This is a genomic window from Xanthomonas sp. GPE 39, assembly GCF_000963005.1.
In the GTDB taxonomy this organism is placed as follows: Bacteria; Pseudomonadota; Gammaproteobacteria; order Xanthomonadales; family Xanthomonadaceae; genus Xanthomonas_A.
Genome location: NZ_JZHZ01000007.1, coordinates 3,340,998 through 3,355,355, shown reverse-complemented (window position 1 = coordinate 3,355,355; position 14,358 = coordinate 3,340,998). Strand labels below are relative to the sequence as shown.

The following is a 14,358-nucleotide window of genomic DNA, read 5'->3' as shown; positions in this document are numbered from 1 at the left end:
TCGGATAGGAGCGTGCTGGCTTCATCCGCTTACGATAGCCGCGAAAGCCTCAAGTTCATAACACGCTCTAGTCCGCGCGTTTTGTATCCCGTGCATGACATGGTGTTGGTCATGTATGCGCTGTGGCGCGACACCGTGCGATGCGCCTGCATCGCGCGCGCTCACGGTTGCCGTACTCGATGGCCGGGATAGGTCTTGCAAATCGTGATTGCCACAGAGCGTTTTTCTCGCGTGTCCGCAGATGGATGCGGCGCAGAAAGTTGCGTAAATGCGATGACCATTTCTGATATTTTGGTAATTGTGGCGTTTCTCCCATCGCAATAAAAAACTCAAGGAATTTTCCGCATTCATCCGGCGTCCTGCGCTTTTTGCTTGCGTACATTGCTACGCTGCGGCCGCGCCAGAGCTGCTCGTTGTCCACACATCGGGGCGATCGCACAGCCAGCGCCTGATTGCCTATTTCCCTCCGGAGAGTTGCTCATGAAGATTCGCTTCCAGGTCTATCTGCTGGCTTTGCTGCTTGCGCTTCCCGCCGCATCCGCGTTCGCGCAGACAGCCGTCACCGCCAATCCAAATCACGAACAACTGCTGCAAGGCCGGGATTGGTGCACCACCGCCAACAAGCGTCTGGTCTACGATTTCTGGCGGATCGTGTTCGAGGCGGGACATACCGAGTACGCCCCGCAATACATGGCCAAGGATTACATCCAACACAATCCGAATGTCGCCAATGGGCGCGACGCGTTCCTGGCGTTTCTGAGCTCTTTCGTGAAGCCGCAGCCGATCCAGCCACGGGTGCAGTTACCGTTGGTGGCGATTCTGGCCGAAGGCGATTACGTGACCCTGGTGTCGGTGCGCACGCTGCCAGACCCCAAGGATGCGAGCAAGACTTATACGACGACCTGGTTCGACATGTTCCGCATTCAGAACGGCAAGATCCAGGAGCATTGGGACGCGGCGACCAAGTGATCTGCGGCTAATCCAGCGGTCATTCCATGGCGCCGTCCGCTGCGGCGGGCGGCGTCGGATTTTTGCATTTCAGTTTGCGCTTCAGAATGCGTCGGCGCGGTAGCCGGTGTCGATGCGGATGCGTCCACCGAGCGCACGTGAGACGCAGGCGCATAGCTTGCGGTTGTCGCGGTGCTGTTCGTCGCTTAGGAATACGTCGCGGTGATCCAGCGGTGTGGTGCTGTCCAGGACGTCGACCACGCACAGTCCGCATTCGCCACGCTGGCAGTCGGCCATCACTTCCACACCTGCCGCGCTCAGCGCTTCCAGCAGCGATTGGTGCGCGCCGACCTGTACGGTCTTACCCAAGGTGGGGATCTCCACCTCGAATCCCTGCGCCGGTGCGCGCCCGCTGTTGCCGAAGGTTTCAAAGTGCAGACGCGCACGCGCGCGGCCATCTTCGCGCCAGCGCTGCCGCAGTTCGTCCAACAGCGGCAATGGCCCGCAGGCGTAGACATCGGCGCCACGCGGCCACTGTGCGATCTGCGTGCTTAAGTCGAGTCGGCCCAGGTGCTCGGGACAGAACACCTGTAAGCGTTCGCCCAGCAGTGACTGCAGCGGCTCCAAGTAGGCCATGGTGGCGCGGCTGCGTCCGGCATAAAGTAGCTGGAAGGGGAGCGGGCTGCGCGCCAGACGCTGCGCCATGCCCAGGATCGGGGTAATGCCGATGCCAGCGGCGATCAGTACGATGTGCTCGGCGTTCTCGTCCAGGGCGAACTGGTTGTTTGGTGCGCAGATCTCCACCGTGTCGCCCACCGCCAGTGCCCACATCGCCCGCGAGCCGCCACGGCTACCGGCGACCGCGCGCACCGCGATGCGGTAATGTCCATCCGCCGTGGGTTCGCCCACCAGCGAGTAGGAGCGCACATCAACGGTGTCGCCGATGCGCACGCGCACGTCGATGTGGCTGCCGACAGTGAATCGCCGGCCCGCGCGACCGGGGTCGAGCACGATCTCGCGCACCTGTTCACAAGGCGTGGCAACGGCGACGATGCGAGCGGTGTTCCATTGGGTGTCTTTGCGCATGGTGGATTCCGGTGATCGGGAAGGGAGGCGCAGGCGCTGCGTTGGTGGTGCGCGTCAGGCGCGTAGTCGGTACCGCAGCAATCCGCTGTCGGAGACTTGACCGAGCGTCTCCTGCTCGTGCAGCGCGTCATGAAAGTTGCGTTGCGCCACTCGCGCGTGTTCGCGCATCAGGGCTTCGGCGCGCGCGCCCTGGCGGCGCTGGATCGCGTCCAGGACCTGGCGGTGTTGTTCTTGAGCGATGCGCAGAATCTGCGCGGCGTGGTTGCGGTTCAGCACGAAACTGTTGGCCGAGGCAAACGGCAGTTGCGAGATCCGTGCGCATTCGCGTCTGAGCAGTGAGCTGTCTGCCATCTCGATCAGCAGTGCATGCAGGCGTTCGTTGCAGCTTACGTAACTGGCGAAATCCTCTTCGCGCAGCGTTGTTGCCGACAGCGCTTGGTCGATCCGCACCAACACCGCTTGTGCCTGCGCCAGCAGTGCCGGATCCGCGCCGCGTTCGGCGGCCAGGCGTGCGGCCAGGCCTTCCAGCGTGCCGCGTAGTTCGATGGCATCGTCGACGTCGCGCTCGCCGAACGCCTGCACCGCATAGCCACCGCCGGGCAATGCGTGTACCAGGCCCTCCTCGGCCAGCCGTTGCAACGCCGCGCGCACTGGTGTGCGCGAAGCACCCAGGCGTTCCACCAGGGCGACTTCGGACAGGCGTTCGCTTGCGGCCAGATCGCCGGACAGGATCAGTTCGCGCAGTGCGAGCAGGACGCGGGTGGTTTGCGCGGCGCTCGAGCGGAAGGGATGTGTGGTGGACATGGCGTGTCCTCAGTCTCTGGCCGGTTCAGCCGACCATGCGCAGGTGCAGCTCATGCGCACGTTGCTCGGCGATGACCATGCGCTCGATGAGGCGCCGTGCCCACATCCCGCCGGCATCCACATTGAGGTTGTAGAACACGTGGTCCGGATGTGCGTCGATCGCACGCTGTTGTGCCTCCAGCACTACCTCATCCTCGCCGAACACGCCGGTGACGCCGTCACGCAGGCGGGTGGTGATCGATTGTTCGTGCAGCGAGTGGTTGCGCATGAAGGACCAAAAATAGTGGCAGCTACGCTCGGTTTCCGGGGTGACGGTATTGAGCACGTAGCCATTGACCCCGCGCGAGCGGTCGCCCTGTGGCGCGCCGCTGCCGGCCACTGCCACGCCGACATCGATGGCGATGGTGCATGGTGCCTCGAAGCGGATGATCTGCCAGCGGTCCACCTTGCCGCGGTAGCCGTGCGCATGCTCGAGCTGCCAAGCCCAGAACGGTGGCGGATCGATCTCCGACATCCAGCGCGACACCACCACGCTGCGTTCGCCGTGGACCACGTCGAATGGCGCCTCGGCGACTTCGTCCTGGCCGATGCTGGAGCCGTGCACGAAGGTTTCGTGGGTCAGGTCCATCAGGTTGTCCAGCACCAGCCGGTAGTCGCACTTGATCGTAATGGTGCGGCCATCGCCGGCCCAGCCGGGATCGTCGTTCCAGTGCAAGTCCGGCACCAGCGCCGGATCGGCCAGTGCGGCATCGCCAGGCCACACCCACACGTAGCGGTGCCGTTCCACCGTCGGGAAACGTCGCACGCAGGCGGCGGGATTGATGGTGTCCTGCGATGGCATGTGCACGCAGCGTCCGTTGGCATCGTAGGCCAGACCGTGATAGCCGCAGACCACGTCGTCGCCGCGCAGCCGGCCCATCGACAGCGGCACCAATCGGTGCCAACAGGCGTCTTCGAGCGCGGCGACGTGGCCGCTGCTGGTGCGGTACACGACGATATCCAGGTTGCAGATTTTGCGCGCAAGCAGCGCGTGTTTGACTTCGTGGTCCCAGGCGATGGCGTACCACGCGTTGAGCGGAAATGCCGGAATGGGCTGACCCATGGCGAACTCCTCGGATTTGTATACAACAGGCGTGCGGGGGCGTTGCGTGTTGTCTGCGTCCTGGCGGAAATGTGCGGTGGGCGCAGCACCGTCGCTGCAATGGACGGTGATCCAATGTATACATCAACGACCGTGGCCAGCCCAGGGGTGAGCGTGGGATTTTGTTCGTTTATCGAACTTTATATCCGATTATCGGATTGACCGCCGCCAAGTCGCATCCTACCGTGGGACTGGGATCGATCAGGAGCCGACGTCGTGGCAAGCCCTTTCCAGAGGTATTGGTGTGCCTGTCCGCAGCATCGGCGAGCCGCCAGCGCTGGAGCGTGAGGATGATCGACAAGACCTTGCACTCGTGCGCCGCCGCAGTGGCCGACATCCCCGACGGGGCGACGGTGATGATTGGTGGTTTCGGCACCGCCGGCATGCCCGACGCGCTGATCGATGCATTGATCGCGCAGGGCGCGCGCGACCTGACGATTGTCAACAACAATGCCGGCAACGGCGAGACTGGTTTGGCCGCGCTGATCAAGCATCGGCGTGTGCGCAAGATTGTCTGCTCGTTTCCGCGCCAGAGCGACTCGCAGCATTTCGACAGCGCTTACCGTGCCGGCGAACTGGAACTGGAGTTGGTGCCGCAGGGCAATCTGGCCGCGCGGATCCACGCCGCCGGCAACGGCCTGGGCGCGATCTTCACTCCGACCGGTTACGGCACCGCGTTGGCCGCCGGCAAGGAGACGCGCGAGATCGACGGCCGCCACTATGTTCTGGAGTATCCGATCCGTGCCGACTTCGCACTGATCAAAGCCCAGCGCGGCGACCGCTGGGGCAACTTGATCTACCGCAAGACCGCGCGCAACTTCGGCCCGCTGATGGCGATGGCGGCCGATTGCACCATCGCGCAGGTCGAGCGCGTGGTGGATCTGGGCGATCTGGACCCGGAGGCGGTGATTACCCCGAGCATCTTCGTGCAACGGCTGGTGGCGGTGGCGAACGCACAGGAGCACGCATGCACGCAATGATCGGCTGTGGATTGGATCGCAATGCGCTGGCCGCGCGCGTGGCACGCGATATCCCCGAAGGTGCCTACGTCAACCTGGGCATCGGCCTGCCGACGGCGGTGGCCAACTTCCTGCCTGCGGACAAGGACATCTTCCTGCACAGCGAGAACGGCGTGCTCGGCATGGGGCCAGCGCCGCCGCCAGGGCAGGAAGATCCGGAGCTGATTAATGCTGGCAAACAGCCGGTGACGTTGCGGACAGGTGGCTGTTATTTCCACCACGCCGATTCGTTCGCGATGATGCGCAGTGGTCGCCTGGACGTGTGCGTGCTGGGGGCGTTTCAGGTCTCGGTGCATGGCGATCTGGCCAACTGGAGCACCGGCGAGGCCGATGCGATTCCCGCCGTTGGCGGCGCCATGGACCTGGCCATCGGCGCCAAGCAGGTCTACGTGATGATGGAACTGTTGAACAAGCGTGGGGAAAGCAAACTGGTGGCCGAATGCAGCTATCCGTTGACCGGGCTGCGCTGCGTGTCGCGGGTGTATACCGATCTGGGCGTGTTCGCGCTCGGCCCGGACGGCGCCAGCGTGCTCGAACTGGTCGATGGCGTGAGTCTGGACGAGCTGTGCCGGGTCACCGGGCTGGCGTTGCGTCTGACTCCCTCCAAGGTGGTCGCATGAGCGAGGCCTACATCATCGATGGCATCCGTACTCCGATCGGTCGCTATGGTGGCGCGTTGGCCGGCGTGCGCGCCGACGATCTTGGCGCGCTACCGTTGCAAGCGCTGCTGGCGCGGCAGCCGCAGTTGGATCCGGCCTGCATCGACGACGTATACCTTGGTTGTGCCAACCAGGCCGGCGAGGACAATCGCAATGTCGCACGCATGAGCCTGCTGCTGGCGGGGCTGCCGTGCAGCGTACCGGGCAGCACCGTCAACCGCCTGTGCGGCTCGGGGCTGGACGCCGTCGGCACGGTGGCGCGCGCGCTGCGCGCCGGTGAACTGGGCTTGGCAATCGCTGGCGGAGTCGAGTCGATGTCGCGTGCGCCATGGGTGATGGGCAAGGCCGACAGTGCTTTCGCTCGTAACCAGCAGATCGAGGACAGCACGATGGGCTGGCGTTTCGTCAACCCGCGCATGCGTGCGCGCTACGGCGTCGCGCTGATGGGCGAAACCGCCGAGAACGTGGCCGCGCGCCACGGGATCGACCGCCAAGACCAGGACGCGTTCGCGTTGCGCAGCCAGCAACGTGCCGCTGCCGCGCAGGCGGCAGGTTTTTTCGACGGGGAGATCGTCGCGGTCGATGTGCCGGGTGCCAAGCGCGGCGAAACGGTCACGGTGGCGCGTGACCAGCATCCGCGCCCGGACACCACTGCCGACGCACTGGCCCGGCTCGCGCCGTTGTTCCGCCAGCCCGGTAGCGTCACTGCCGGCAACGCCTCGGGCATCAACGACGGGGCCGCCGCGTTGTTGTTGGCCACGCCGATGCGGGCCCGCGCACTGGGGCTGACGCCGCGTGCGCGCGTGCTCGGTTTCGCCAGCGCTGGCGTGGAGCCGGATTACATGGGAATGGGCCCGGTGCCGGCAATCCAGGCCTTGCTGGCACGGCTGGGCCTGCGCTTGGAGCAGTTCGACGCCATCGAACTGAACGAGGCCTTCGCCGCGCAGGCACTGGCGTGCACGCGCGCGCTGGGCCTGGATGACGCCGCGCCGCACGTCAACGCCAATGGCGGCGCCATCGCGCTCGGTCACCCGCTGGGCATGAGCGGCGCGCGCCTCGCACTGACCTTGCTGCGCCAGTTGGAGGCAAGCGGCGGCAAGCGTGGCCTGGCCGCCATGTGCGTTGGCGTCGGTCAGGGCGTGGCGCTGGCGATTGAGCGGTTGTAGCCGACAGCACGTGCGGACCTGCATGATCCACTTTCAGCCAACCGGCTCCGCCTTGGAGCCAGCGAGACGACGATGACGATGCACGACGACGCTCCCATTGACCCCTTGCTCGGCTACCGTCGCCCGTACCCGGGTACGCAACCGGCCTATCGGCATCCGGCTTATGCCTCCACCGGCAGCCGTGGCCCGACCCGCGACCCGATCGCCATCGCGGTGACGTTGTCCGAGGCCACCGGCCCTACTTTGGACCGGATTACCCTGGGCGCGCACGCCGCCGACCTCACCGCCGGCTTTCCGGGCGCGCCGCTGGGCGAGCGCATCAGTGTCGGTGGGCGTGTCCTCGACGAAAATGGCAAGCCAGTGTGCAACCGCGTGGTCGAAGTCTGGCAATGCAATGCGGCTGGCCGCTATCTGCACGATGGCGACCGCCACGATGCGCCGCTGGATCCCAACTTTACCGGCACCGGCCAGGTGCTCACCGATGCGCACGGCCGCTACCGCTTCACCACCATCAAGCCGGGCGCGTATCCGTGGCGCAACCACTACAACGCGTGGCGCCCGGCGCACATCCATTTTTCGCTGCATGGCGACGGCATCGGCCAGCGTCTGATCACCCAGATGTACTTCCCTGGCGACCCGCTGTTGGCCTACGACCCGATCTTCAATTGCGTGGACGACCCCAAAGCGCGCGAGCGCATGGTGTCCGCGTTCGATTGGGAACACGCCGCCAACGAGTACGCGCTGGCCTACCGTTTCGACATCGTCCTGCGTGGACGCAAGCAGACCCCTTGGGAGTAAGCGCGATGAGTTTCCAGGCAACCCCCTCGCAGACGGTCGGCCCCTATTACCGGATCGGGCTGGAACCGCTGTACCGCACCGAGATCGCGCCAGCGCAGGCACAAGGGACGCAGGTGGAGATCGCCGGTCGCGTGTTCGATGGCCTTGGCGCGCCGGTCGGCGACGCATTATTGGAGATCTGGCAGGCCGATGCCGCCGGCATCTACGACCATGCCGCCGATCCACGCCGTGGCGATCACGACCCGGCCTTCCATGGCTGGGGGCGGGTGCCGACCGACGCGCAGGGCCGTTTCGCCTTCCGCACGATCAAGCCCGGTCGTGTGCCCGGACCGAATGGGCCGCAGGCACCGCATTTGGTCGTGCTGGTGTTCATGCGCGGGCTGTTGCGCGCCGCACCCACGCGCCTGTACTTCGGCGACGACGACCTGGAGAGCGACGCGATCCTGGCGCAGGTGCCGGTCGAACGCCGTGCCACGCTCATCGCGCAACCGCTCGCGCCCGGCCGCTACCAATGGGATGTGCGGATGCAGGGCGAACGTGAAACCGTGTTCTTCTCCTACTGACGGCGGCGCGCAGCGGTTACTCTGCTACCTGCCTCGCCATTGCCATTGCGCACGATCCGATGAGCGTTTCCGATTCGCTGTTGCGTCAGTTGTTCGGTGATCCCGCCGTCGATGCGTTGTTCGACGATCGCGCGCGTCTGCAAGCCATGCTCGATGTCGAGGCGGCGCTGGCGCGTGCGCAGGCGCGTTGCGGGGTAATTCCAATGAGTGCCGTGGCGCCCATCGTCGCCGCGTGCGAAGCCGAGCGCTACGACATCGACAGCCTCGCTGCCGCCACCGCGCTGGCTGGCAATCCGGCCATTGCGTTGGTCAAGGCGCTCACCGCGCAGGTGGCCGCCGCCGACACCGAGGCCGCACGCTGGGTGCATTGGGGCGCGACCAGCCAGGACATCATCGACAGCGGCGCGGTTCTGCAACTGCGTGCCGCGCTGGAGCACGTGCAAGCGCAACTGCAGGCCCTGTGCACCGCGCTGGCGGCACTGGCGCAGCGCGAGCGCGACACCGGCCTGCCTGGGCGCACGCTGTTGCAACACGCCGTGCCGGTCACGTTCGGACTGAAGGCGGCTGGCTGGTTGGATGCACTGCAACGCAGCCGTCGTCGCCTGCACGCACTGCGTGAGGATGCGCTGGTGCTGCAACTCGGCGGCGCCGCCGGCACCCTGGCGGCATTGCAGCAACATGGGTTGCAGGTAGCCGAGGCCTTGGCCCAAGAGCTGCGTTTGCCGCTACCCGCACTGCCGTGGCATGCCGCGCGTGACCGTATCGGCGACATCGGCGCGGCGTTTGCGCTGCTCGCCGGTAGCTTGGGTAAGATCGGTCGCGATGTCGCTTTGTTGATGCAGTCCGAAGTGGCCGAGGCGTTTGAACCCGTGGCGGCGGGCAAGGGCGGTTCCTCGGCGATGCCGCACAAGCGCAACCCGGTCGGTTGCGTGGTCGCGATGGCCGCTGCCACACGTGTGCCGGGCCTGCTGGCGACCCTGTTCGCGGCGCTGCCGCAGGAACATGAGCGCGCCGTCGGCGGCTGGCATGCCGAATGGGAAACCCTGCCGGAGATCGTGCGCCTGAGCGCCGGTAGCCTGCTACAGGTGCGCGTGCTGATCGACGGTCTGCAACTAGATCGCACACGTATGGCCGCACACCTGGACAGCCATGGCGGCCTGCTCTATGCCGAAGCGGTCGCGGTGAATCTAGCCGGACAGTTGGGCAAGGCCGCCGCGCATACGCTGGTGGAGGCGGCGGTGCACCGCGCGCTGGAAACCCAACGACATCTGCGCACAGTGTTGGCCGAGGATCCGCAGGTCGCCGCGGTGCTGTCGCCGACGCACCTGGACGCCTTGTTCGCCGAGGACAGTTGGCGCGGCATGGCGGCGGTGTGGATCGAGCGCGTCCTCGCCGGACAGACGCCTGACTGAACCGGAGTGACGGCGTGATCCGCACAGAACGCCGGTTGGAGCGCGGCCCAGACCGGGAGGCGAAACTTGCCCGAGTGGCACACGCCCTGGCGCAATCCGCGCCCAGTGGCGGCGTATACACTCCAACCTACATGACAGGTTCTAGACTGCATGTAGCGCCCGATTGCGGCGTCCCCCTCATCCTGCGAGCGTATCGTCCATGCCCATCCTCGAGCTGCCCGCGCATCGCCTGAATTACCGTATCGACGGCAGCGAAGGCCGTCCATGGCTGACCATGTGCAATTCGCTCGGCACCGATCTGCACATGTGGGATGCGCAGATCACGGCGCTGGCGCCGCATTTCCGCGTCCTGCGTTACGACCGCCGTGGCCATGGCGCGTCGACGACGGCACCGGGGCCGTATCGCCTGCAGGATCTCGGCGGCGACGTCCTGGCGCTATGGGATGCCCTGTCGATCGAGCGCAGCCATTTCTGCGGTCTGTCGATTGGCGGATTGACCGGGCAATGGCTGGGCGTGCATGCCGGCCAACGCCTGCTCAGCCTGACGCTCTGCGCGACCGCCGCCAAGGTCGGCACTGCCGAGAACTGGCAGGCACGCATCGAACAGGTGCGTGCACAGGGGCTGGCGTCGCTGCGCGAAGGCACCTGCACGCGCTGGTTCACCCCGGCCTTCGTTGCGTCCCAGCCGGCGACGGTCCAGGCCATTCTGGATACCTGCCAGGCCACCGACGTGGAGGGCTACATCGCCTGCTGCCACGCGCTGGCCGAGGCCGATCTACGCGACCATCTGAGCGCCATCGAGGTGCCGGTGCTGGCGCTGGCCGGACACGACGACCCGATCTGCCCGCCGGCTGAATTGCAGGCGATTGCCGCGCAGGTCGCCAACGGCAGTTTCACTGAAGTGCAGGGCCGACACCTGTGCAATCTGGAATCCCCGCACGCGTTCAACGACGCGCTGCTGCGCTTTCTGTTGCAGTAGCCGCGTGGCGCGTGTGCTTTTCCCTGTTGAGGAGCTTTACCGATGGACGAGAACGACCGTTACGCCGCCGGCCTGCGGGTGCGCCGCGCCGTGCTCGGCGACGCCCACGTGGATCGCGCGCTGGCCGCGCGCACGCCGTTTACCGAGGAATTCCAGGATTTCATCACCCGCACCGCGTGGGGTACGGTGTGGACCCGCGAGGGATTACCACGGCACACCCGTTCGCTGTTGACCTTGGCGATGATGGTGGCGCGCGGCCACGACGAAGAATTCAAGCTGCATGTGCGCGCTGCGCGCAACAATGGTGTCAGCGCCGAGGAAATCAAGGAAGTACTGTTGCAGGCGGCGATCTACTGCGGTGTTCCCGCCGCCAACCATGCCTTCGCCCTGGCCGCACCGATCCTGGCCGAGCAGGCCGCCGAAGCCGCCGAGTGATCCATGCCGGTGGACGTGTTGCTGCGCATACGTGCTCAGTCGTGTTCCGGCTCCAGTGTGCGGCGATGGATCAATCCAGCACCAGATGCAATTGCTGCGCAGCATGTTTCAGCGCAGGCAATACCTTGCTTTGCAGGTGGCTCAGCGTCATGCGCGCGACGGACGTGCCGACGTTGAGCGCGGCGACCACGCGTTGCTGACGGTTGCGCACCGGTACTGCGACCGAGCGCAGACCGATCTCCAGTTCCTGATCCACGATCGCATAGCCGTCGCGCTGCACGCGTTCGAGCAGCGTCTGGAACGGCGCACGTTCGGTGATGGTGCGCTCGGTGCGTGGACGCAGCGGATTGCGCTCCAGATAACTGTGCAGCGTGTCGGGCGGTTGCGCGGCGAGCAGCACCCGTCCCATCGAAGTGCAATACGCCGGTAGCCGACTCCCCGCACGCAACCCGATCGACATGAGCCGCACCGTCTCCGCGCGTGCCACGTACAGCAGATCGTCGCCATCGAGCACGCCCAACGAGCAGGACTCGTGCAACGTGTCGCGCAGTGCATCGAGCACCGGCTGTGCCGCTACCGACAGTGCCGCCGTGGACACATAGCCGCTGCCGATCCCTAACGCACGTGGCAGCAGCACATAACCGCGACCATGCACGCCGACATAGCCCAGCTTTTCCAGGGTGTACAACACCCGTCGCACCGCCGCGCGCGGGATGCCGGTGTCCACGCTGAGCTGGGCCATGCTGACATCGCGGCTGTGCTGAGCGAACGCGCTGAGCACCGCCAGACCACGCGCCAGCGAGGTCATGAAATTCGGATCGCCTGCGCAGTCGCCGATGCGGCGCATCAGTTCCGCTGGCAGCCCGTGCTCCGGCGTTGTCGCTGACGGGCGGGTACGTGGGCTGCGGCGCACACGCGGTGGAGCTGGAGAATCGGACATGAAAAAGGCAACGACGCGAAGGCGTTATCGCCGATGGTAGTGTCTGGATTGGGTAGCCTCAACATTCAACGGCAACGCTTGATGCCGAAAACGAGGAGCTTGTCCTGCCGCCCCTCGCCGAGCCGATTGCCGTCGAACAAGCGCAATACCATGGAAGTCCACCCGCCTGCGATTTGACCTGCCGTGGATAAAGCGCATATCAGCGGCTCCATGCGCGTGGCGCGATAAGCCGCATGATGGCCTCTCGTGTTGTCTTTCTGGGCGCAGCTACACGTCCAGCCGCACCACCAGCTTGCCGAAGTTGCCGCCATTGAGCATGTCGATGAATGCCTGTGGTGCGTTTTCCAGTCCATCCACCACGTGTTCGCGGTAGCGCACGCGGCCCTCGGCCAGCCAGGTACCCATTTCGCGCAGGAATTCCGGATAGAGCATGACGAAGTCGCCGACGATGAAACCGCGCACGGTCAGGCGTTGACGCAGGATCTGGTTCATCAGTGCCGGTAGCCGGTCCGGACCAGACAGTAATGCGCCATCGGCGTTGTAGGTGGCGATGGTGCCGCACACCGGGATTCGTGCGAAGTCGTTCAACAGCGGTAGCACCGCGTCGAATACATGGCCACCGACATTCTCGAAATACACGTCGATTCCGTTGGCGGCAGCGGTGCGCAACTGCGCGGCGAAATCCGCAGCGCGATGATCCAGGACTGTATCCATGCCCAATTCCTCGCGCAGATAACCGCATTTTTCTGCGCCCCCGGCGATGGCGATCACCTTCGCGCCGCGCAGCTTGGCGATCTGCGCCACGCTGGCGCCGACCGGGCCGGTGGCGGCGGCGACGACAACGGTTTCACCTGGCTGGGGTTTGCCGATCTCGTGCAGGCCGGCATACGCGGTGAAGCCGGGCATGCCGTAGACACCAAGCGCGGTGCTGGGTGGCAGCGGCGACTGCGGATCGAGCTTGCGCCGCAGGCTGTCGCCTTCGGCAACCAAGTGCGTCTGCCAACCGCCATTTTGCACCAGCACAAGATCGCCCGGAGCGAACCCAGGCGCATGCGATTGGACAACTTCGGCCACGGTGCTGCCGACCATCGTCTCGTCCAATTGCACTGGCGGCGCATACGACGGTGCCGCGCTCATGCGTCCACGCATGTAAGGGTCCAGCGATAGCCAGCGGTTGCGCAGCAACACCTGGCCGTGGCCTGGCGGCGCGAGCGGCACCTGCTCAAGGCGAAAATTTTCCGCACTCGGTGCGCCCTGCGGACGCGAGGCGAGCACGATGCGGGTGCTCAAGGGGGCCGCGCTCATGCGCTTTCCTCGCTGGCGGCGTTCAATTGTGCGATGTCCGTGGACGACAGTTGCACGCGTGCGGCGGCGAGCAGGTCTTGCAGTTGCGTCAGGCTGGTGGCACTGGCGATCGGTGCGGTGATGCTGGGGCGTGCGATCAACCAAGCCAGTGCCACCTGGGTTGGGGTGGCGGCATGCTTGCCGGCGAGGTCGTCGAGCGCCGCCAGGATGCGCAGGCCGCGTGCGTTGAGGTAGCGTGCGACCACGCTGGCGCCGCGCGCCTGGCTCTTGTCGGCGTCGGCGGCATTGCGATATTTGCCGCTGAGAAAACCACTGGCCAGTGCGTAGTAGCACAACACACCCAGCCCGTGCTCGTGCGCCAGTGGTTCCAGTGCGGCCTCGTAGCCGGCGCGGTCGTACAGGTTGTACTCCGGTTGCAGCGTCTCGTAGCGTGGCAGATGGTATCGCGCCGAGATTTGCAGCGCCTCGGCCAAACGTGCGGCGCTATAGTTAGATGCGCCGATTGCGCGCACTTTACCTTGCTCGATCAACCGCCCGAAGGCTGCCAGCGATGCTTCCAGCGGCACCGCATCGTCGTCGGCATGTGCCTGGTAGAGGTCGATGACGTCGGTCTGCAGACGTTGCAGGGAATCGTCCACTGCGGTGGCGATATTCTCGGCGGATAATCCTGGACGCTCGGCCCATTTGCCGACCTTGGTCGCGATCAGCACCTTGTCGCGCTTGCCACTGCGTTTCAGCCATTGGCCGATGATGCTTTCCGATTCGCCGCCGCGATTGCCCGGCGCCCAGGCCGAGTAAATGTCGGCGGTGTCGATCAGATTGAATCCGGCATCGACGAAGGCATCGAGCAGGGCGAACGACGTCTTGGTGTCGGCGCTCCAGCCGAACACGTTGCCGCCGAACGCAAGCGGTGCCGCATGTAGGCCGGAACGGCCGAGTTCGCGTGTGTGCCACATGGCGAAATCCTCCAGAGTGTGGACAGCGACAGGAGTGTCGTGGGTGCTTTCGGAGATGGGACAATCTTGGCAAGCATAACGTTCTGCCTGCGTGATCTGTGCGCGTTGCCGTCGGCGGTGACACGCATGCGTGCTAGGCTCGTGCGA

The 14,358-nt window shown here is 65.4% G+C and carries 15 protein-coding genes; 9 read left to right on the top strand and 6 right to left on the bottom strand.

Annotated features, from left to right (window positions below; translation table 11 throughout):
• The first annotated feature begins 480 nt into the window (after positions 1–480).
• Positions 481–969, top strand: a complete 489-nt coding sequence (locus XALGPE39_RS14105) for a nuclear transport factor 2 family protein (protein WP_045728724.1) — start codon at positions 481–483, stop codon at positions 967–969.
• Positions 970–1,050: 81 nt separating this feature from the next.
• Here the strand turns inward: XALGPE39_RS14105 and XALGPE39_RS14100 are convergent, their stop codons facing one another.
• The 3 genes from XALGPE39_RS14100 to XALGPE39_RS14090 are packed head-to-tail and all read right to left on the bottom strand — an operon-like array spanning position 1,051 to position 3,940.
• Positions 1,051–2,034 carry a PDR/VanB family oxidoreductase gene (locus XALGPE39_RS14100; RefSeq protein ID WP_045728723.1) on the bottom strand — a complete coding sequence of 328 codons (984 nt, stop codon included), beginning with the start codon at positions 2,032–2,034 and terminating at the stop codon, positions 1,051–1,053.
• Positions 2,035–2,088: 54 nt separating this feature from the next.
• Positions 2,089–2,838, bottom strand: coding sequence for a GntR family transcriptional regulator (locus XALGPE39_RS14095; protein ID WP_045728722.1), 750 nt, complete (start codon positions 2,836–2,838; stop codon positions 2,089–2,091).
• Between the two features lie 25 nt (positions 2,839–2,863).
• On the bottom strand, positions 2,864–3,940 hold the full coding sequence (locus XALGPE39_RS14090; RefSeq protein WP_045728721.1) for an aromatic ring-hydroxylating dioxygenase subunit alpha: 1,077 nt from the start codon (positions 3,938–3,940) through the stop codon (positions 2,864–2,866).
• A gap of 329 nt (positions 3,941–4,269) precedes the next feature.
• Here XALGPE39_RS14090 and XALGPE39_RS14085 point away from each other — a divergent pair, with 329 nt between their 5' ends.
• From XALGPE39_RS14085 to pcaC, 8 genes are all read left to right on the top strand, one after another.
• Positions 4,270–4,959 carry a 3-oxoacid CoA-transferase subunit A gene (locus XALGPE39_RS14085; RefSeq protein WP_045728720.1) on the top strand — a complete coding sequence of 230 codons (690 nt, stop codon included), beginning with the start codon at positions 4,270–4,272 and terminating at the stop codon, positions 4,957–4,959.
• Positions 4,956–5,618: a 3-oxoacid CoA-transferase subunit B gene (locus tag XALGPE39_RS14080; RefSeq protein ID WP_045728719.1), complete on the top strand. Its 663-nt coding sequence runs from the start codon at positions 4,956–4,958 to the stop codon at positions 5,616–5,618. The genes XALGPE39_RS14085 and XALGPE39_RS14080 overlap by 4 nt, the downstream gene beginning before the upstream one ends.
• Positions 5,615–6,823 (top strand): 3-oxoadipyl-CoA thiolase, encoded by a 1,209-nt coding sequence (pcaF, locus tag XALGPE39_RS14075; protein WP_045728718.1) that lies wholly within the window; start codon positions 5,615–5,617, stop codon positions 6,821–6,823. Before XALGPE39_RS14080 ends, pcaF begins: the two co-directional genes overlap by 4 nt.
• A 78-nt stretch (positions 6,824–6,901) precedes the next feature.
• Positions 6,902–7,621: a protocatechuate 3,4-dioxygenase subunit beta gene (gene pcaH / locus XALGPE39_RS14070; protein WP_045729241.1), complete on the top strand. Its 720-nt coding sequence runs from the start codon at positions 6,902–6,904 to the stop codon at positions 7,619–7,621.
• Between the two features lie 5 nt (positions 7,622–7,626).
• A complete protein-coding gene (pcaG, locus tag XALGPE39_RS14065) occupies positions 7,627–8,184 on the top strand; it encodes a protocatechuate 3,4-dioxygenase subunit alpha (RefSeq protein WP_045728717.1) in 558 nt (185 codons plus the stop codon).
• A 59-nt stretch (positions 8,185–8,243) separates the two neighbouring features.
• Positions 8,244–9,596, top strand: a complete 1,353-nt coding sequence (locus XALGPE39_RS14060) for a 3-carboxy-cis,cis-muconate cycloisomerase (protein ID WP_045728716.1) — start codon at positions 8,244–8,246, stop codon at positions 9,594–9,596.
• Between the two features lie 199 nt (positions 9,597–9,795).
• The gene (pcaD, locus tag XALGPE39_RS14055) at positions 9,796–10,575 is read left to right on the top strand and encodes a 3-oxoadipate enol-lactonase (protein WP_045728715.1); all 780 of its coding nucleotides are present in this window, start codon (positions 9,796–9,798) and stop codon (positions 10,573–10,575) included.
• A 42-nt stretch (positions 10,576–10,617) separates the two neighbouring features.
• Complete coding sequence (gene pcaC / locus XALGPE39_RS14050; RefSeq protein WP_045728714.1) at positions 10,618–11,010, top strand: 4-carboxymuconolactone decarboxylase; 393 nt, start codon at positions 10,618–10,620, stop codon at positions 11,008–11,010.
• 70 nt (positions 11,011–11,080) lie between these two features.
• Here pcaC and XALGPE39_RS14045 read toward each other — a convergent pair whose 3' ends face one another.
• From XALGPE39_RS14045 to XALGPE39_RS14035, 3 genes are all read right to left on the bottom strand, one after another.
• A complete protein-coding gene (locus XALGPE39_RS14045) occupies positions 11,081–11,950 on the bottom strand; it encodes an IclR family transcriptional regulator C-terminal domain-containing protein (protein ID WP_082061909.1) in 870 nt (289 codons plus the stop codon).
• Positions 11,951–12,217: 267 nt separating this feature from the next.
• Complete coding sequence (locus XALGPE39_RS14040; protein ID WP_045728713.1) at positions 12,218–13,255, bottom strand: NADP-dependent oxidoreductase; 1,038 nt, start codon at positions 13,253–13,255, stop codon at positions 12,218–12,220.
• Entirely contained in the window at positions 13,252–14,211 is a 960-nt protein-coding gene (locus XALGPE39_RS14035; RefSeq protein ID WP_045728712.1) for an aldo/keto reductase, read from the bottom strand. Before XALGPE39_RS14035 ends, XALGPE39_RS14040 begins: the two co-directional genes overlap by 4 nt.
• Positions 14,212–14,358: the final 147 nt, after the last annotated feature.

Coding starts and splice junctions, on each gene's coding strand:
- XALGPE39_RS14105 (WP_045728724.1), top strand. CDS start 481: ATGAAGATTCGCTTCCAGGTCTATCTGCTGGCTTTGCTGCTTGCGCTT.
- XALGPE39_RS14100 (WP_045728723.1), bottom strand. CDS start 2,034: ATGCGCAAAGACACCCAATGGAACACCGCTCGCATCGTCGCCGTTGCC.
- XALGPE39_RS14095 (WP_045728722.1), bottom strand. CDS start 2,838: ATGTCCACCACACATCCCTTCCGCTCGAGCGCCGCGCAAACCACCCGC.
- XALGPE39_RS14090 (WP_045728721.1), bottom strand. CDS start 3,940: ATGGGTCAGCCCATTCCGGCATTTCCGCTCAACGCGTGGTACGCCATC.
- XALGPE39_RS14085 (WP_045728720.1), top strand. CDS start 4,270: ATGATCGACAAGACCTTGCACTCGTGCGCCGCCGCAGTGGCCGACATC.
- XALGPE39_RS14080 (WP_045728719.1), top strand. CDS start 4,956: ATGATCGGCTGTGGATTGGATCGCAATGCGCTGGCCGCGCGCGTGGCA.
- pcaF (WP_045728718.1), top strand. CDS start 5,615: ATGAGCGAGGCCTACATCATCGATGGCATCCGTACTCCGATCGGTCGC.
- pcaH (WP_045729241.1), top strand. CDS start 6,902: ATGCACGACGACGCTCCCATTGACCCCTTGCTCGGCTACCGTCGCCCG.
- pcaG (WP_045728717.1), top strand. CDS start 7,627: ATGAGTTTCCAGGCAACCCCCTCGCAGACGGTCGGCCCCTATTACCGG.
- XALGPE39_RS14060 (WP_045728716.1), top strand. CDS start 8,244: ATGAGCGTTTCCGATTCGCTGTTGCGTCAGTTGTTCGGTGATCCCGCC.
- pcaD (WP_045728715.1), top strand. CDS start 9,796: ATGCCCATCCTCGAGCTGCCCGCGCATCGCCTGAATTACCGTATCGAC.
- pcaC (WP_045728714.1), top strand. CDS start 10,618: ATGGACGAGAACGACCGTTACGCCGCCGGCCTGCGGGTGCGCCGCGCC.
- XALGPE39_RS14045 (WP_082061909.1), bottom strand. CDS start 11,950: ATGTCCGATTCTCCAGCTCCACCGCGTGTGCGCCGCAGCCCACGTACC.
- XALGPE39_RS14040 (WP_045728713.1), bottom strand. CDS start 13,255: ATGAGCGCGGCCCCCTTGAGCACCCGCATCGTGCTCGCCTCGCGTCCG.
- XALGPE39_RS14035 (WP_045728712.1), bottom strand. CDS start 14,211: ATGTGGCACACACGCGAACTCGGCCGTTCCGGCCTACATGCGGCACCG.